Raw genomic sequence first — 12,475 nt, 5'->3', positions numbered from 1 at the left:
CGGGTGTTCGATCTCCCGACTCTCCTCAAGAGCACGGAGGACCTCGATCGGGTCACCGTCCCAGGCGATCTGGCCCGCAAACAACTGGGCATCAAGCTGCTGCCTTCCCACGCGCAGATGTTCGCGGGGATGGATGTCGCCATCTACCTGCGGATCTCGGACGACCGCAACGAGGATGAGGGCGGCGTACGCCGGCAGGGTGACGACACGGTAGGGCACGCTCTCCTGCGAGGTGCTACCCAGATCACCTTCTACGTCGAGAACGACACCTCGGCGTTCAAGAAGAAGCGCCTCACCATGGTCGACCCCGAAGGCAACCGGTACTACGTGTGGCGGGTGATCCGCCCTCGCTGGCAGAAGATGCTATCGGCCCTGCGTAGCGGCGCGCAGCAGGGAGCGGTCGTCTACAACATGGACCGCCTTGCCCGCGATCCTCGGGACCTCGAAGACGCGATCGAGCTGGCCGAGTACTACAAGCGCCGATTCGAGGGGGCCAGCGGCTCGCTCGAACTCAACAACGACGACGGCCGGGCGATGGCGCGGGTCATGGTGGCAATGGCGAACAAGTCCAGCGCCGACACCTCGCGGCGGAACAAGCGCAAGCACCAGGAGTTGGCCGCGGCGGGCATCCCTGTGGGTGCGCACCGTCCCTTCGGCTGGATGGCCGACAAGCGCACGCTCAACCAGACCGAGGCCGAGGAGATCCGCAACGCCGTCGACAAAATCCTGGCCGGCGTCACGCCGACCGGGATCATGCACGACTGGCACAACCGGGGCGTGCTCACTCCACGCGGCAACACCTGGAAGTGGTCGCCGTTCCTGTCGATGCTGCGCAACCCCCGGCTCTGCGGGCTGCGGGCGCGGATGGTGCGTACGCCGGACGCGGTAGGCCGGGTCAGCGACCACTGGGAGATCGTCCGCAAGCCGGACGGCACCGAGGTTGTCGGCCAGTGGGAGTCGATCATCGAGCGGAAGCAGTGGAACGCGCTGATCGCTCGGATCGGCGAATCCGCGAAGCCGGCGATGGACTACGAGGTGGGAGGCAACCGCAAGTACCTGCTCTCCGGTCTGGTCCGGTGCGGCAAGTGCCAGCACCACCCCCGCATGACCGGAGCCACCAGCAAGATCCGAGGCACGCCGTACTCCCGGTACACCTGCGATGGCTCGCTCGACGGTGGCTGCGGAGGCAACAGCCGGAGCATGGCCAAGGTCGACGACCTGATCCGCGACCTCGTGTTCGAGCACCACGACAAGCTGTCCGAGGTCGGGGAGCCAGCGGCAGAGCCGGACGAGTCGGACAAGGAGCGGCTGAGCGATATCGAGGAGTTGCTTCAGGAGCTATGGGCGCAGTGGAAGCACCCGGACAGGAGCCAGAGGCTACCGGGGACGGACTACTTCGCCATGCGCGCCGAGCTGATCAAGGAACGCGACGAGCTGCTGGCGGCGCAGTCGATGGTCGAGCGCCAGGCGGTGTCTGCGGACCAGGCCGACGACGTGCGTAAGCACTGGGACAGGGCCACGGTGCACGAGAAGCGGGCCTTCATCGAGCGGTACGTGGAGGCGGTGATCATCCTGCCGATCGAGCCCGTGTGGAACGAGAAGCAGGGCCGGATGGTCCGGCCGGCAGGCAGGGAGTTCAACAAGGATCTGATCGAGATCGGGTGGCGGTAGCCGGCCCGTAAGCGCAAGAAGCCCCCAGCGCGATGCTGGGAGCTTCTGCTATGCGGGCTGCCTGCGCTTCACCTTGATCCCGAGTGCCACGTTCGCGGCCACCCACTGTTCCTGAGCGGTGGAGCCTTGAGCTGACGGTCGATCAACGCCTTACGTCGGGCCTCTGCTGTGGTCACTGAGTCCAGCCCCCTGATCAGGCGTATCCGTTGTCGTTGGCCCAGATGACCGCCCAGGCAGCGAAGGCCAGGGCCCCGGCGGCCGAGGCGAGCACCCGGCAGTCCGTCGGTGGCGAGAACGACCCGCCGTCCCGCCAGCTCGCCCGCTTCGTCAGCGACGTCGCCGAGAACGGGGCGGCCCAGATGCGGGTCCGGGGTAAAAGTCACTGATGTGAAGCTGGCCGGGCTCGTCACCCGGAACGGGTGGGGCGGCCTCACCCGGCCGCGACGGACGGTGGTGGGACCGCGAGAGCCGAAGGGGGAAACGACATGGCGGTCCGCACCACCGTACGTCCCTCGCCCGAGGACGTCTTCCCGATCCACCCCGCGTACGGCTACCGGATGCGACGGCAACGCAACCCGGTGGGCGTACGCGGTGGGCCACGGCCGGCCCCGGGGGGACCCTGGTTGGACGACGCCGCGCGGCACCAGGTACGCGCCCGCTACGCGCTGCGCGACCGGCAACTGGCGCGGGCCCTCGTGGCGGCCGTCAGCCAACCAGGTGACTCGGCCGAGAACCTGACCGGCCGACTGGAGCAGCGGATGGACGCGCTGGTGCACCGCGCCGGGTTCGCCCGCTCCATCAACGAGGCCCGCGACCTGGTCGCGCACAACACGTTCACGGTCGACGGCGGAAGGGCCAACCGGGCTTCGTACCTGGTCCGGCCTGGGCAGACCATCCAGGTGCGCCCGGACCGGCAGTGCCGGGGCCGAGTCGCCGTCGCGATGGCCGATCAGGCCGAGGGCGAGAGCCCGCCCTACCTGGACGTCCGCGCGGACCGCGGCACCGCGACACTTACCCGGGAGCCACAGCGGCAGGAGGTGCCGGCGCTGCGGGACGTCCCACTCGCCGTCCAGACCATCGAAGGGAGCCCGCTGTGAGCATCCTCCCGACCGACCGGCGCGTGTCCAACTACCAGCGGCAGAGTGGCCGCCCGCGGCTCACCGCCAGGCAGCGCCGCCGCGTGGACCACAAGCAGGCGAAGTTGGAGCGGCTGACCGGGCAGCGCACGCAGGCGCGCGGCCCCGGACGCTGAGCCGAGAGTACGGGTGGCGGTCGCCGGGTCGGCGGCCGCCACAGCGCGTCAGGCCCCCTCGGGGTCCGGTGCGGTGATCGCCCATCGCTCGTGGTCCCGCCAGGCCCCCTCGATGAAGAGGTAGTCCGGCGAGAAGCCCTCCAGCCGGAAGCCGAGGCGGTGGGCCAACCGCTTCGACGGCTCGTTGCCGGGCTGGATGTTCGCCTCCAGCCGGTGCAGCCCGAGCGCGGAGAAGGCGTGCGCGATGACCAGCCGGACCCCGGCCGAGGCGTGCCCGGTGCCCGCGTACGGCAGGAAGACGGCGTAGCCCAGGTAGCCGCCGCGCAGCGCGCCCATGACGATGCCGCTGATGTTGGCGTACCCGGCGATCTCGCCGGTGGCCACGTCGCAGAACAGGTAGCCGGCGTCGCCCCGCCGCCGGATCTTGCGCAGGTACGCCGCGAACTGCTCGGGGTCGTCCGGAGCCGACAGCCACGGGTGGTGCAGGTCCCGGCTGCGCCGGGCGGCGGCGATGAACTCCGCCTCGTCGCCGGGTCGTGGACGGCGGATGCCGACCCGCCCGTCGGTACGCAGGTATCTCACGTTGCCTCACTCTCGGCCACCGACCCGTCCGCTGTCCAACCGGGGTCGCGCGACGGATCGGCATCCCTTACCGTGAGCCCGAACGACAGGAGGCGATCATGCGGATGGCTCATCTCGGCACGGTGCTGGTATCCGCTTCGCCGCTGGGGACCACGGTGTCCTGACCCGGGCCACGCCCGGCGCCGCGAGGGCCTCCCCCTCGACACCCTTCCCGCACCGCGAAGCGATCAGGTGACCTGCCCCGCGCGGGTCCTTTTTCCTGGCGTACCCACGCCACCGCATCGCTTCCGAGGGAGCTCCTCGTGTTTCCGGAGAATCCGTCCGGGCAGCCCGTCGTGCCCGGACCACGTACCCATATCCGGTGGTCGGCATGACGACCACCGCCCCCACCGTCCCCACCGGCCGCCTCGGCCGGGATTTCCTCCGCCTCTGGACCGCCTCCGCGGTCTCCAACCTCGGCGACGGCGTCACCATGGTCGCCGGCCCGCTGCTGGTCGCCTCGCTCACCCCGGACCCGGCCGCCGTTGCCGCCGCGGCCCTCGCCCCGCAGTTGCCCTGGCTGCTGTTCGCGCTGGTCAGCGGGGCGCTCGTCGACCGGCTGGACCGGCGCCGGCTGATCATCGGGGTCAACCTCGGCCGGGGCCTGGTCCTCGCTGCCCTGGCCGTGGCGGTGCTCGCCGGGGTGGCCACCGTGCCGTTGATCTGCCTGGCGTTCTTCCTCGCCGGCATCGGGGAGACCCTGGCCGACACCGCCGCCGGGGCGCTGCTGCCGTCGGTGGTCCCGCCCGAGCGGCTGGAGCAGGCCAACAGCCGGCTCTTCGCCACCTTCGTGGTCGGCAACCAGTTCGCCGCGAAGCCGCTCGGGGCGTACCTGTTCGTGCTCGCGGCGGCGCTGCCGTTCGCCTTCGACGCGGCCACCTTCGGGCTGGCCGCGCTGCTGCTCGCGCTGGTGCGCTGGCGGCCGGTCCCGCCGGCGGCGCCGCAGCCGGTGCACACCGGCCCGAAGCGCTCGCTACGGGCGGACATCGCCGCCGGGGTACGGGCGCTATGGGGCATCCCGGTGTTGCGGACCCTCGCCGGCTGCATCGCGGTGATGAACGTGGCGTTCTGCGCGGCGTTCGCGGCGTTCGTGCTCTACGCCCGGCAGCGGCTCGGCCTCGCCGAGATCGGGTACGGCCTGCTGCTGACCGCGTCTGCCCTCGGCGGGCTCGCCGGGAGCACCCTGGCGACGCGGCTGCGGGCCCGGTTCGGCACCCCGGCGCTGCTCCGGGTCGGGCTGCTGGTCGAGATCGGGCTGCAGGTCGTGCTGGTCAGCACCCGGAACGTCTGGGTGGCCGGGGCGGCGCTCGCCGTCTGGGGGGTGCACGCCATGGTCTGGGGCGTGCTCGTGGTGTCGCTGCGGCAGCGGCTCGTGCCGGACCGGCTGCGCGGCCGGGTGAACAGCGTCTACTCCCTCGCCGACCTGGGCGGGGCCGCCGTCGGCACGGCGGCCGGCGGTCTCGTCGCCCAGGCGACCGGGAACATCCTGGCGCCGTTCTGGCTGGCCGCCGGCGCGCTGGCGCTGCTCACCGCGCTGGCCTGGCGACGACTGGCCGACGCGGCGGGCTGACCCGCCGAACCTCCACCCCTCACGAGACCTTGGACAGTTGCCGTCCCGCACGGACGGTAACTGTCCGAGGCGGCCGTCACAGCGGGCCGGGGTGCGGCTGGTCGAACGGCATCGGCACCTGCAGGTAGGTGGTCCCACGCAGGTCCAGCCAGGCCCGGTCGGGCGCGCGGACCAGCCGCAGCATCACCTGGCCGCAGACCGGGCAGCGGCCGACCAGGCCGGGGGCGTGGGAGTAGACGTGCAGTCCGGCCATCGGGCCGACCGCGCCGCAGGACGCACACCGCCCGGTGGCGGCGCTGAGGTCGACCGCGAAGAGTTCCCGCAGCGGCCCGTCGAGCATGTTCCCGTCCACGTAGGACATGTCCGTCATGCGTCCTCCTCGGTGCTCAGCCGGTGGGGCCGAAGCGTTCGGTCTTCACCCGCCGGGTCGGGTGGCCCAGCCCCACCAGCAGGTCCGCCACGCTCTCCACGAAGCCGGTGGGGCCGCAGACGTAGCAGAGGGGTTCGAGGTCGGGCGGCCAGCCGTGGGCGGTCAGGTCGGCCAGGCCGATCCGGTGCGGTTCGCCGGGCCAGCCTTCCGGCGCTCGCCGGGTGTAGAGGTACGCCACGTCGAGGCCCTGATCGTCGCGGGTGCGGCGGCGCAGCTCGTCGGCGTAGAAGACGTCGGTGGGGCCGCGTACCGAGTAGATCAGCCGGAACTGTGCCCGGCTGCCGGCGGCACGGCGGGCGCGGACCATCGCCATCAGCGGCACCACGCCGGAGCCGCCGGCCACCAGCAATACCGGCGCTGTCTCGTCGGTACGCCAGACGAACCAGCCGCCGACCGGCCCGCGCACCTCCACCGGGTCGCCCTCGGCGTACACCTCGGTCAGGTACGGCGACACCTCCCCGTCGGGCACCCGCTGCACGGTCAGCGCGATCCGGTCGTCCTCGACCGGCCCCGCGAGGGAGTACGACCGGGCCGCCTGGTAGCCGTCGGCGGCGGTGAGCCGGACGTCGACGTGCTGCCCGGGCAGGTGCCCCGGCCAGCCGGGCACGTTCAGCACCAGGGTCTGCGCGGTCGGCGTCTCGATCCGGCGCTCGGCGAGACGGGCCACCCGCCAGGTCAGCGGCGCGGCGACCCGGCCTCCGGCGGTGGGCGCGGACACCTCAGTCGCCCTGGTAGCGCTGCTCGCGCCACGGGTCGCCGTAGTCGTGGTAGCCCGCGGTCTCCCAGAAGCCGGGCTGGTCGTCGACGAGCAGCCGGACGCCGCGCACCCATTTCGCCGACTTCCAGAAGTACAGGTGCGGGACGAGCAGCCGAGCGGGGCCGCCGTGCTCGGCGGGGAGCGGACCCCCGTCGTACGTGTGCGCCACCCAGGCCCGTCCGCCGCGCAGGTCCTCCAGCGGCAGGTTGGTGGTGTAGCCGCCGTACGAGTGGGCCAGCGCGTAGCGGGCGGTGGTGTCGATGCCGTCGAGCAGGGTGTCCAGGGAGACGGCCTGCCAGTTGGTGCCGAGCTTGGACCAGCGGGTCACGCAGTGGATGTCGACGGTGGGCGTCTCCTGCGGCAGCCCCATCAACTCGTCCCAGGACCAGCGGTACTCGGCGCCGGTCTCGGTGGTGACCACGAACTCCCAGGTGTCCAGCGGCACCTTCGGTGTCGGACCGGCGGAGAGCACCGGCCAGTCCTCGGTGAGGTACTGCCCCGGCGGCAGGGCCGGCTCGGCCGAACGGGGCCGGCCCTGGAAACCCGGCGACACGATTCCCACCCGTCAGTCGTACCACCTGTCGGGGCGATGCCCGGCCCCCTTCGCCGAAGCCGGAAGTCTTACGCCTCGGGCTGGCGGGTGGCGCGCAGGCTGGTCAGGGTGACCACCGCGAGGACGCCGATGATCACGCCGAGGGAGGCGAGCGTGGGGATCTGCGGTACGCCCGGCCAGCTGCCGTGCGCCCAGTGCAGGCCGAGCTTGACGCCGATGAAGGCGAGGATGACGGCCAGGCCGTAGCTGAGGTGCACCAGCCGGCTCAGCGCGGCGTGCAGCACGAAGTAGAGCGCCCGCAGGCCGAGCAGGGCGAACGCGTTCGTGGCGAAGACCAGGTACGGGTCCTCGGTGATGCCGTAGACGGCGGGCACCGAGTCGACGGCGAAGATCACGTCGGTGGCGAGCACCGCGACCACCACGAGGGCGAGCGGGGTGAGTGCCCGGCGGCCCTGCTCCCGGATGGTCATCCTGGTGCCGTGGTACTCGTCGACCACCGGCATGACCCTGCGGAGCAGCCGGACCGACCGCATCGTGTTGACGTCGACCTCCTGCTCGTGCCCGGAGAGGGCGTCGCGGAGCAGTTTGGCCGCGGTGGCGATCAGGACGACCGCGAAGAGCAGGAAGGCGAAGTCAAGCGTCTGCAGCGCGGCGGCGCCGACGGCGATGAAGACCGCGCGCAGCACCAGCGCGCCGGCGATGCCGTAGAGCAGCACCCGCTGGGCGAGCACGGCGGGCACCGCGAACGCCGCCAGCAGCAGCATGAAGACGAAGAGGTTGTCGACCGAGAGCGACTTCTCCACCAGGTAACCGGTGAGGTACTGCACGCCCAGCTCGGAGCCGTACCGGGACCAGACCCACGCGCCGAAGGCCAGCGGCAGGGCGATGTAGAACGCCGACCAGGCCAGCGCCTCGCGGAGCGACACCTCGTGTGGCCGGCGGGTGACCAGGAAGTCCAGCGCCAGCAGGGCGAGCACGCCGGCGATGGTCGTCGCCCAGAGGGTGGGAGTGCCGACGGTCGACAGCGCGGCGGCGGACAGATACGGCACTTCGGCCATGGGGTCTCCTCGAACACGGTGACATGTTCGAGGTCTCCTTCACCCACCGTCGTGGGCAACCACCCGAGGCGCGCCCGGGCACGCCGTACTGACCGGGATGGTTCGTGGGAAGTACTCCCCTCGCCGCGCTCCAGGTTAGGGCAACCTCACCTCTTTTTCCAAGTCGCCTGGGCGTCCTATCGTGGCGCGATGAGCAACCAGGGGCCGCTCGCCGGCGTACGGGTGATCGAGCTGGCCGGCATCGGGCCCGGCCCCTTCGCCGCCATGATGCTGGCCGACCTCGGCGCCGACGTGGTCCGCGTCGATCGCACCGCCCGCGGCGGGCTCGGCGACATCCCCGCGGACCTGCTGAACCGCAACCGTCGCTCGATCGCCGTCGACCTCCGGTCACCCGGGGGACGCGAGGTCGTGCTGGCCCTGGTCGCCGGCGCGGACGCGCTGGTCGAGGGCTTCCGGCCCGGGGTGACCGAGCGGCTCGGCCTCGGCCCCGACGACTGCCTCGCCGTCAACCCCGGGCTCGTGTACGGGCGGATGACCGGCTGGGGTCAGGACGGCCCGCTCGCCCGCACCGCCGGCCACGACATCGACTACCTGGCGCTGACCGGCGCGCTGCACGGCATCGGTCGGGCCGGTGAGCGCCCCGTGCCGCCGATGAACCTGCTCGGCGACTTCGGCGGCGGCGGAATGATGCTGGCCCTCGGCGTCGTCGCCGCCCTGTACGCGGTGCGCGCCGGCGCCCCCGGCCAGGTCGTCGACGCGGCCATTGTGGACGGCGTCTCGGTGCTGGCCACGCAGATCCACGCGCTGCGCCGGGCCGGCATGTGGCAGGACTCGCGCGGGGCGAACCTACTCGACGGTGGGGCGCCCTTCTACGACACGTACGAGTGCGCCGACGGCCGGTACCTCGCGGTGGGCGCACTGGAGCCGCGGTTCTACGACGAGCTGGTACGGCTCACCGGTTTCCCCGCCGACGGTGACGACGCCCCGGACCGGACCGACCCGGCGAACTGGCCGGCACTACGCGCGGCGTGGGCGCGGCTGTTCCGTAGCCGGACCCGGGACGAGTGGACGGAGCTGCTCGCCGCCACCGACGCCTGCGTCGCTCCCGTGCTGGACTGGGCGGAGGCCCCCGAGCATCCGCACCTGGCCGCCCGGGGCGTCTTCGTCGACCACGACGGGGTCACCCAGCCGGCCCCCGCGCCGCGCTTCTCCGCCACTCCCACCTCCGTACGCCGACCGCCGCCGCAGCCCGGCGAGCACACCGACGAACTGCTCGCGGAGGCGGGCTTCGACGCCGAGCGGATCGCCGAGCTGCGCGCCGCCGGGGCGGTCGCCGGATCCAGCTGATCGGGTCGGTGCCGGGCTCAGCGACGCATCGCGCCGGGTGCCAGCGCCGGCTCCACCATGTCCCGGTAGTCGCGCGGCATCTGGACGACCACGTGCTCGAACTCACCGCCGCTGACGGCCTCGCGCAGGGTGGTGAAGACCGCGCGCACCACGTACCGGGCGATGTTTCCGTCGACGCCGGCCCGCTGCCCCACCCGGGCGATGAACTCCGCCGCCCCGAACCGGTCGGCCGCCTCGGTGGCGGGGTGCGGCTTCAGCATTCGTTGCAGAGGCTTCGGCAACTGCGCGGCCAGGTCCAGCACCTCGCCCCCGGTCAGCCGCTCCGCCAGAGTCTCCAACGTGGCCCGGGTCAGCTCGACCGCCCGTTCCGGGGATGCCCCGGTCCGCCGTGCGACCTTGTCGACGAAGGTGTCGTATTTCATCCGGCGTACCCCCTCACGGCTGCCTCGCGCCTTGCGCCGCCTACCCACCGACGCGCGGTGGAAACGGCCGTGAAATTCGTAGCGGTCGCGCGTGACCGGCCGTACGCGGGGTAACCGCCGCCGGTCGTGACCGCAATCGAGGCGCGAGGAGCCCGATCCATGGCGAGTTACACGGACGTCCTTGAGTACCTGTCGGCGCTGGACTACCCGGCGGGCAAGGACGACGTCATCCGCGAGGCCGAGCGGGAGGGCGCGCCGCCGGAGGTGTTGCAGGCGCTGCGGGCACTGCCTCCGGTGGACTACGCCAACGGCACCGAGGTGGCCCGGTCGGCCGGCATCGACGCCGCGCCGGAGGTGGGCCGCTCCCAGCGGGCGGCGCAGTCCCGGGACAAGCGCCACCACCGCGTGTCGCAGCACCTGCGCGGCATCTGACGCCCCCCGGTGCCGGGGCCGATCGCCACCCCGGACGAACACACTCTCGAACACACTCCGGCCGGGATCCAGCTCACCGTGATGGGGCTGGTCGGGGTCGTCTGCGGTGGGCTCGTCGGAGTGCTCACATCGCCGGCGCTCGGCCCGCTGGTTGGCTGGGACACCGCCGCGCTGGCCTGGCTGACCCTGATCTGGCGCCGGCTGTGGCGATTGGACGCCGCGGCCACCGCACGGTTGGCCCTGCACAAGGACCCGAACCGCGCTGCTCCTGGTCGCCTGCCTGGTCAGGATCCTGGCGTGTGCTGCTGGCTGCCGCGCGTCCACTTCGGCCCTGCTACGCGGACTTCGCGTATCTGGCGTTCGTCGTCGGGTCTGGCGAAATAGGCTGTGGAAAGGCGAGCGCCCCGGGTCACGAACCGCGACCTGGGGCGCCACGCAGCACCTGTCCCCGTCGGTACGCACCCGAACCGGGTCACGACCACTAGGCGGTGAATGTTCGCCCGAACCGGGCGGGCATCGCTGCCACGATCATCATACGAGATGAGGTCAGCCGAACGGGTGAGAATCGCGGAATTGTGGCCGGTCACACCCCGGTCAGCTCGGCGTACCGCTTCTCGAGGTCCACCCGGGCCAGTGCCCCCACCAGCCAGGCCAGCCGCTCCGACTCACCGCTGCCGGCAAGCCCGGCCAGGTCGTCGGCGGACCGCCCGAGACCGAGGCGACGGGCCGCGGCGAGCGCTCGCCGATCGGCGACCGGCGCCACCTCGCGCCACACCGCCTGCGCCTCGCGCAGGAAGAGGTCGATCACCTGATCGTCCACCCCCGGCAGACCGGCGAGCAGTTGCCGTTCCCGGGCCGGATCCTGGTGCGCCGCCGTCCGCAACCGGCGCAGGTCGCCCCGGTAGCGGTCCACCACGGCACGGGCGAGGTCGCCGAGGGTGTCCGCGAGCGCGTTCACGTCGCCCCGCTGGCCCGCCGCACGCAGTACGCGTACCCGGTCGGCGTGCAGCGACCGGGCCATCCGCGCGGCGCTGTCCCACCCGTTGTCGCGCAACGCCAGCGCGCTGTCGACCGCCTTGCGGAAGTCTCCCCGCCGTGCGAGCAGAACGGACAGGTAGAGCACCTGGAACAGGTGGGACGGGTTGTTGGTGACCTGGAACCCGTACCGTTCGGCGAACCCGCGGTTGTCCCCGGCAAGCCGGCGGACCAGCCGCTTCTTTTCCTCGATGCTGGAAATCACACTGGTCGGCATGCCCGCGTCTACCCAGGCCCGGGCCGGGCATTCAGCCGAGCACACCACCGTGCCGGTTCCGGGCCTTCAGCCGGGTGGTGGGCAGCGCCGGGGCGGGCAGCGGAGGCGCGGGGTCGTCGGCGACCACGCCGAAGCGGCGGCCCGCCATCCAGTCCTCCCGGGCCGCGACGACCTCCTCGTGTGAGCGGCCGACGAAGTTCCACCACATCACCAGGGGCTCCTCGAACGGAGCACCGCCGAGCAGCAGCAACCGACTGCCCGGGGCGGCGCGCAGAGTCAGCGTGTCCCGACCGGTCCCGAGGTAGAGCAACGCGCCCGGGTCGAACGGTACGGCGTCGACCTCGGCGGAACCGGACATCGCCAGCAGCCCGTACTCGAAGTCGCGGCGCAGCGGCACAGTGACCGGTGCCGACCCGCGCAGCTCGAGCTGTGCGCCCACCAGCGGGGTGTGCACCACCGCCGGGGAGCTTTCGCCGCCCAGCTCGCCCACCAGCAGGATCACGTCCAGGTCGCCGTCACGCCACCCGGGAAGCTCCGCATGGTGGGCGAAGTCGGCCGCGCCGGCGCGAGCCGGGTCCGGCAGCGCCACCCAGAGCTGGACACCGTGCATCACCGGTGGGTGTGTCGCCGGACTGCGTTCCGAGTGGGCGATGCCGTGACCGGAGGTCATCACGTTGAGCTGCCCCGGGCGGATCGGTTGCACATTGCCCAGGCTGTCCCGGTGCAGGATCTCGCCGTCGAGCAGCCAGGTGACCGTCTGGAGCCCGGTGTGCGGGTGCGGCGGCACCTCCATGCCGGGTCGCTCGGCGACGTCGTCCGGTCCGAAGTGGTCGACGAAGCACCAGGCCCCGATCATCCGTCGTTGCCGCTGCGGCAGCAGCCGCCGCACCGTGGTGTAGCGGCCGAGCGGCACGTCGTGGCCGGGCAGCAGCACGCTGCCCGGGTCGGTGGGCGCGGCGCCGGGTGGCACGGTCTGCGCCGGCAAGGATTCGGTACGGTCCACCGCCCGACTGTACGCGCCGCCTCCGGCTCACTGGTTGCTGTTGGGGGCTGGTTGCTGTTGGGGGTACGCGGACGCCGCTGGCCGGCTACCCGTGGTGGGGTGCCGGC

General features: G+C 72.2%; 16 protein-coding genes. 8 read left to right on the top strand and 8 right to left on the bottom strand.

The window, feature by feature from the left end; translation table 11 throughout:
- Positions 1–3 precede the first annotated feature (3 nt).
- From ACNAW0_RS16040 to ACNAW0_RS16025, 4 genes are all read left to right on the top strand, one after another.
- Entirely contained in the window at positions 4–1,671 is a 1,668-nt protein-coding gene (locus ACNAW0_RS16040) for a recombinase family protein (RefSeq protein ID WP_416288661.1), read from the top strand.
- Positions 1,672–1,892: 221 nt separating this feature from the next.
- On the top strand, positions 1,893–2,057 hold the full coding sequence (locus ACNAW0_RS16035) for a hypothetical protein (protein WP_416288660.1): 165 nt from the start codon (positions 1,893–1,895) through the stop codon (positions 2,055–2,057).
- A 99-nt stretch (positions 2,058–2,156) separates the two neighbouring features.
- Positions 2,157–2,768, top strand: a complete 612-nt coding sequence (rpsD, locus tag ACNAW0_RS16030) for a 30S ribosomal protein S4 (RefSeq protein WP_416288659.1) — start codon at positions 2,157–2,159, stop codon at positions 2,766–2,768.
- Entirely contained in the window at positions 2,765–2,923 is a 159-nt protein-coding gene (locus ACNAW0_RS16025) for a hypothetical protein (protein WP_416288658.1), read from the top strand. The genes rpsD and ACNAW0_RS16025 overlap by 4 nt, the downstream gene beginning before the upstream one ends.
- Positions 2,924–2,971: 48 nt before the next feature.
- On the opposite strand, the gene ACNAW0_RS16020 is transcribed toward ACNAW0_RS16025, so the two are convergent.
- Positions 2,972–3,505, bottom strand: a complete 534-nt coding sequence (locus ACNAW0_RS16020; protein WP_416288657.1) for a GNAT family N-acetyltransferase — start codon at positions 3,503–3,505, stop codon at positions 2,972–2,974.
- A gap of 370 nt (positions 3,506–3,875) precedes the next feature.
- Between ACNAW0_RS16020 and ACNAW0_RS16015 the strand changes: the two genes are divergently transcribed.
- Entirely contained in the window at positions 3,876–5,114 is a 1,239-nt protein-coding gene (locus tag ACNAW0_RS16015) for an MFS transporter (RefSeq protein WP_416288656.1), read from the top strand.
- A 76-nt stretch (positions 5,115–5,190) separates the two neighbouring features.
- On the opposite strand, the gene ACNAW0_RS16010 is transcribed toward ACNAW0_RS16015, so the two are convergent.
- From ACNAW0_RS16010 to ACNAW0_RS15995, 4 genes are all read right to left on the bottom strand, one after another.
- On the bottom strand, positions 5,191–5,484 hold the full coding sequence (locus ACNAW0_RS16010; RefSeq protein ID WP_416288655.1) for a DUF6510 family protein: 294 nt from the start codon (positions 5,482–5,484) through the stop codon (positions 5,191–5,193).
- Positions 5,485–5,500: 16 nt separating this feature from the next.
- On the bottom strand, positions 5,501–6,262 hold the full coding sequence (locus tag ACNAW0_RS16005; protein ID WP_416288654.1) for a ferredoxin reductase: 762 nt from the start codon (positions 6,260–6,262) through the stop codon (positions 5,501–5,503).
- A 1-nt stretch (position 6,263) separates the two neighbouring features.
- Positions 6,264–6,854 carry a sulfite oxidase-like oxidoreductase gene (locus ACNAW0_RS16000; RefSeq protein ID WP_416288725.1) on the bottom strand — a complete coding sequence of 197 codons (591 nt, stop codon included), beginning with the start codon at positions 6,852–6,854 and terminating at the stop codon, positions 6,264–6,266.
- Positions 6,855–6,922: 68 nt separating this feature from the next.
- Positions 6,923–7,912: a TerC/Alx family metal homeostasis membrane protein gene (locus ACNAW0_RS15995; RefSeq protein ID WP_416288653.1), complete on the bottom strand. Its 990-nt coding sequence runs from the start codon at positions 7,910–7,912 to the stop codon at positions 6,923–6,925.
- Positions 7,913–8,101: 189 nt separating this feature from the next.
- Between ACNAW0_RS15995 and ACNAW0_RS15990 the strand changes: the two genes are divergently transcribed.
- The gene (locus ACNAW0_RS15990; RefSeq protein WP_416288652.1) at positions 8,102–9,259 is read left to right on the top strand and encodes a CaiB/BaiF CoA transferase family protein; all 1,158 of its coding nucleotides are present in this window, start codon (positions 8,102–8,104) and stop codon (positions 9,257–9,259) included.
- Positions 9,260–9,276: 17 nt separating this feature from the next.
- On the opposite strand, the gene ACNAW0_RS15985 is transcribed toward ACNAW0_RS15990, so the two are convergent.
- Positions 9,277–9,681, bottom strand: a complete 405-nt coding sequence (locus ACNAW0_RS15985) for a DUF2267 domain-containing protein (RefSeq protein ID WP_416288651.1) — start codon at positions 9,679–9,681, stop codon at positions 9,277–9,279.
- A gap of 159 nt (positions 9,682–9,840) precedes the next feature.
- Here ACNAW0_RS15985 and ACNAW0_RS15980 point away from each other — a divergent pair, with 159 nt between their 5' ends.
- Positions 9,841–10,113 carry a DUF2795 domain-containing protein gene (locus tag ACNAW0_RS15980; protein ID WP_416288650.1) on the top strand — a complete coding sequence of 91 codons (273 nt, stop codon included), beginning with the start codon at positions 9,841–9,843 and terminating at the stop codon, positions 10,111–10,113.
- A 9-nt stretch (positions 10,114–10,122) separates the two neighbouring features.
- Positions 10,123–10,497 carry a hypothetical protein gene (locus tag ACNAW0_RS15975; RefSeq protein WP_416288649.1) on the top strand — a complete coding sequence of 125 codons (375 nt, stop codon included), beginning with the start codon at positions 10,123–10,125 and terminating at the stop codon, positions 10,495–10,497.
- 199 nt (positions 10,498–10,696) lie between these two features.
- On the opposite strand, the gene ACNAW0_RS15970 is transcribed toward ACNAW0_RS15975, so the two are convergent.
- Both ACNAW0_RS15970 and ACNAW0_RS15965 read right to left on the bottom strand, forming a co-directional pair.
- Entirely contained in the window at positions 10,697–11,365 is a 669-nt protein-coding gene (locus ACNAW0_RS15970) for a hypothetical protein (RefSeq protein WP_416288648.1), read from the bottom strand.
- Between the two features lie 31 nt (positions 11,366–11,396).
- Positions 11,397–12,368, bottom strand: a complete 972-nt coding sequence (locus ACNAW0_RS15965; protein ID WP_416288647.1) for a pirin family protein — start codon at positions 12,366–12,368, stop codon at positions 11,397–11,399.
- Positions 12,369–12,475 lie beyond the last annotated feature (107 nt).

Source organism: Micromonospora sp. SL1-18, assembly GCF_047921505.1.
Classification (GTDB): Bacteria; Actinomycetota; Actinomycetes; order Mycobacteriales; family Micromonosporaceae; genus Micromonospora.
Note: the sequence above shows the minus strand (reverse complement) of the source record. Positions and strands in the feature narration are given on the sequence as shown.

What these genes read in the sequence shown, in the direction of transcription:
- ACNAW0_RS16035 (WP_416288660.1), top strand. Translation starts at nt 1,893, where the DNA reads ATGACCGCCCAGGCAGCGAAGGCCAGGGCCCCGGCGGCCGAGGCGAGC.
- rpsD (WP_416288659.1), top strand. Translation starts at nt 2,157, where the DNA reads ATGGCGGTCCGCACCACCGTACGTCCCTCGCCCGAGGACGTCTTCCCG.
- ACNAW0_RS16015 (WP_416288656.1), top strand. Translation starts at nt 3,876, where the DNA reads ATGACGACCACCGCCCCCACCGTCCCCACCGGCCGCCTCGGCCGGGAT.
- ACNAW0_RS16010 (WP_416288655.1), bottom strand. Translation starts at nt 5,484, where the DNA reads ATGACGGACATGTCCTACGTGGACGGGAACATGCTCGACGGGCCGCTG.
- ACNAW0_RS15995 (WP_416288653.1), bottom strand. Translation starts at nt 7,912, where the DNA reads ATGGCCGAAGTGCCGTATCTGTCCGCCGCCGCGCTGTCGACCGTCGGC.
- ACNAW0_RS15990 (WP_416288652.1), top strand. Translation starts at nt 8,102, where the DNA reads ATGAGCAACCAGGGGCCGCTCGCCGGCGTACGGGTGATCGAGCTGGCC.
- ACNAW0_RS15985 (WP_416288651.1), bottom strand. Translation starts at nt 9,681, where the DNA reads ATGAAATACGACACCTTCGTCGACAAGGTCGCACGGCGGACCGGGGCA.
- ACNAW0_RS15980 (WP_416288650.1), top strand. Translation starts at nt 9,841, where the DNA reads ATGGCGAGTTACACGGACGTCCTTGAGTACCTGTCGGCGCTGGACTAC.
- ACNAW0_RS15970 (WP_416288648.1), bottom strand. Translation starts at nt 11,365, where the DNA reads ATGCCGACCAGTGTGATTTCCAGCATCGAGGAAAAGAAGCGGCTGGTC.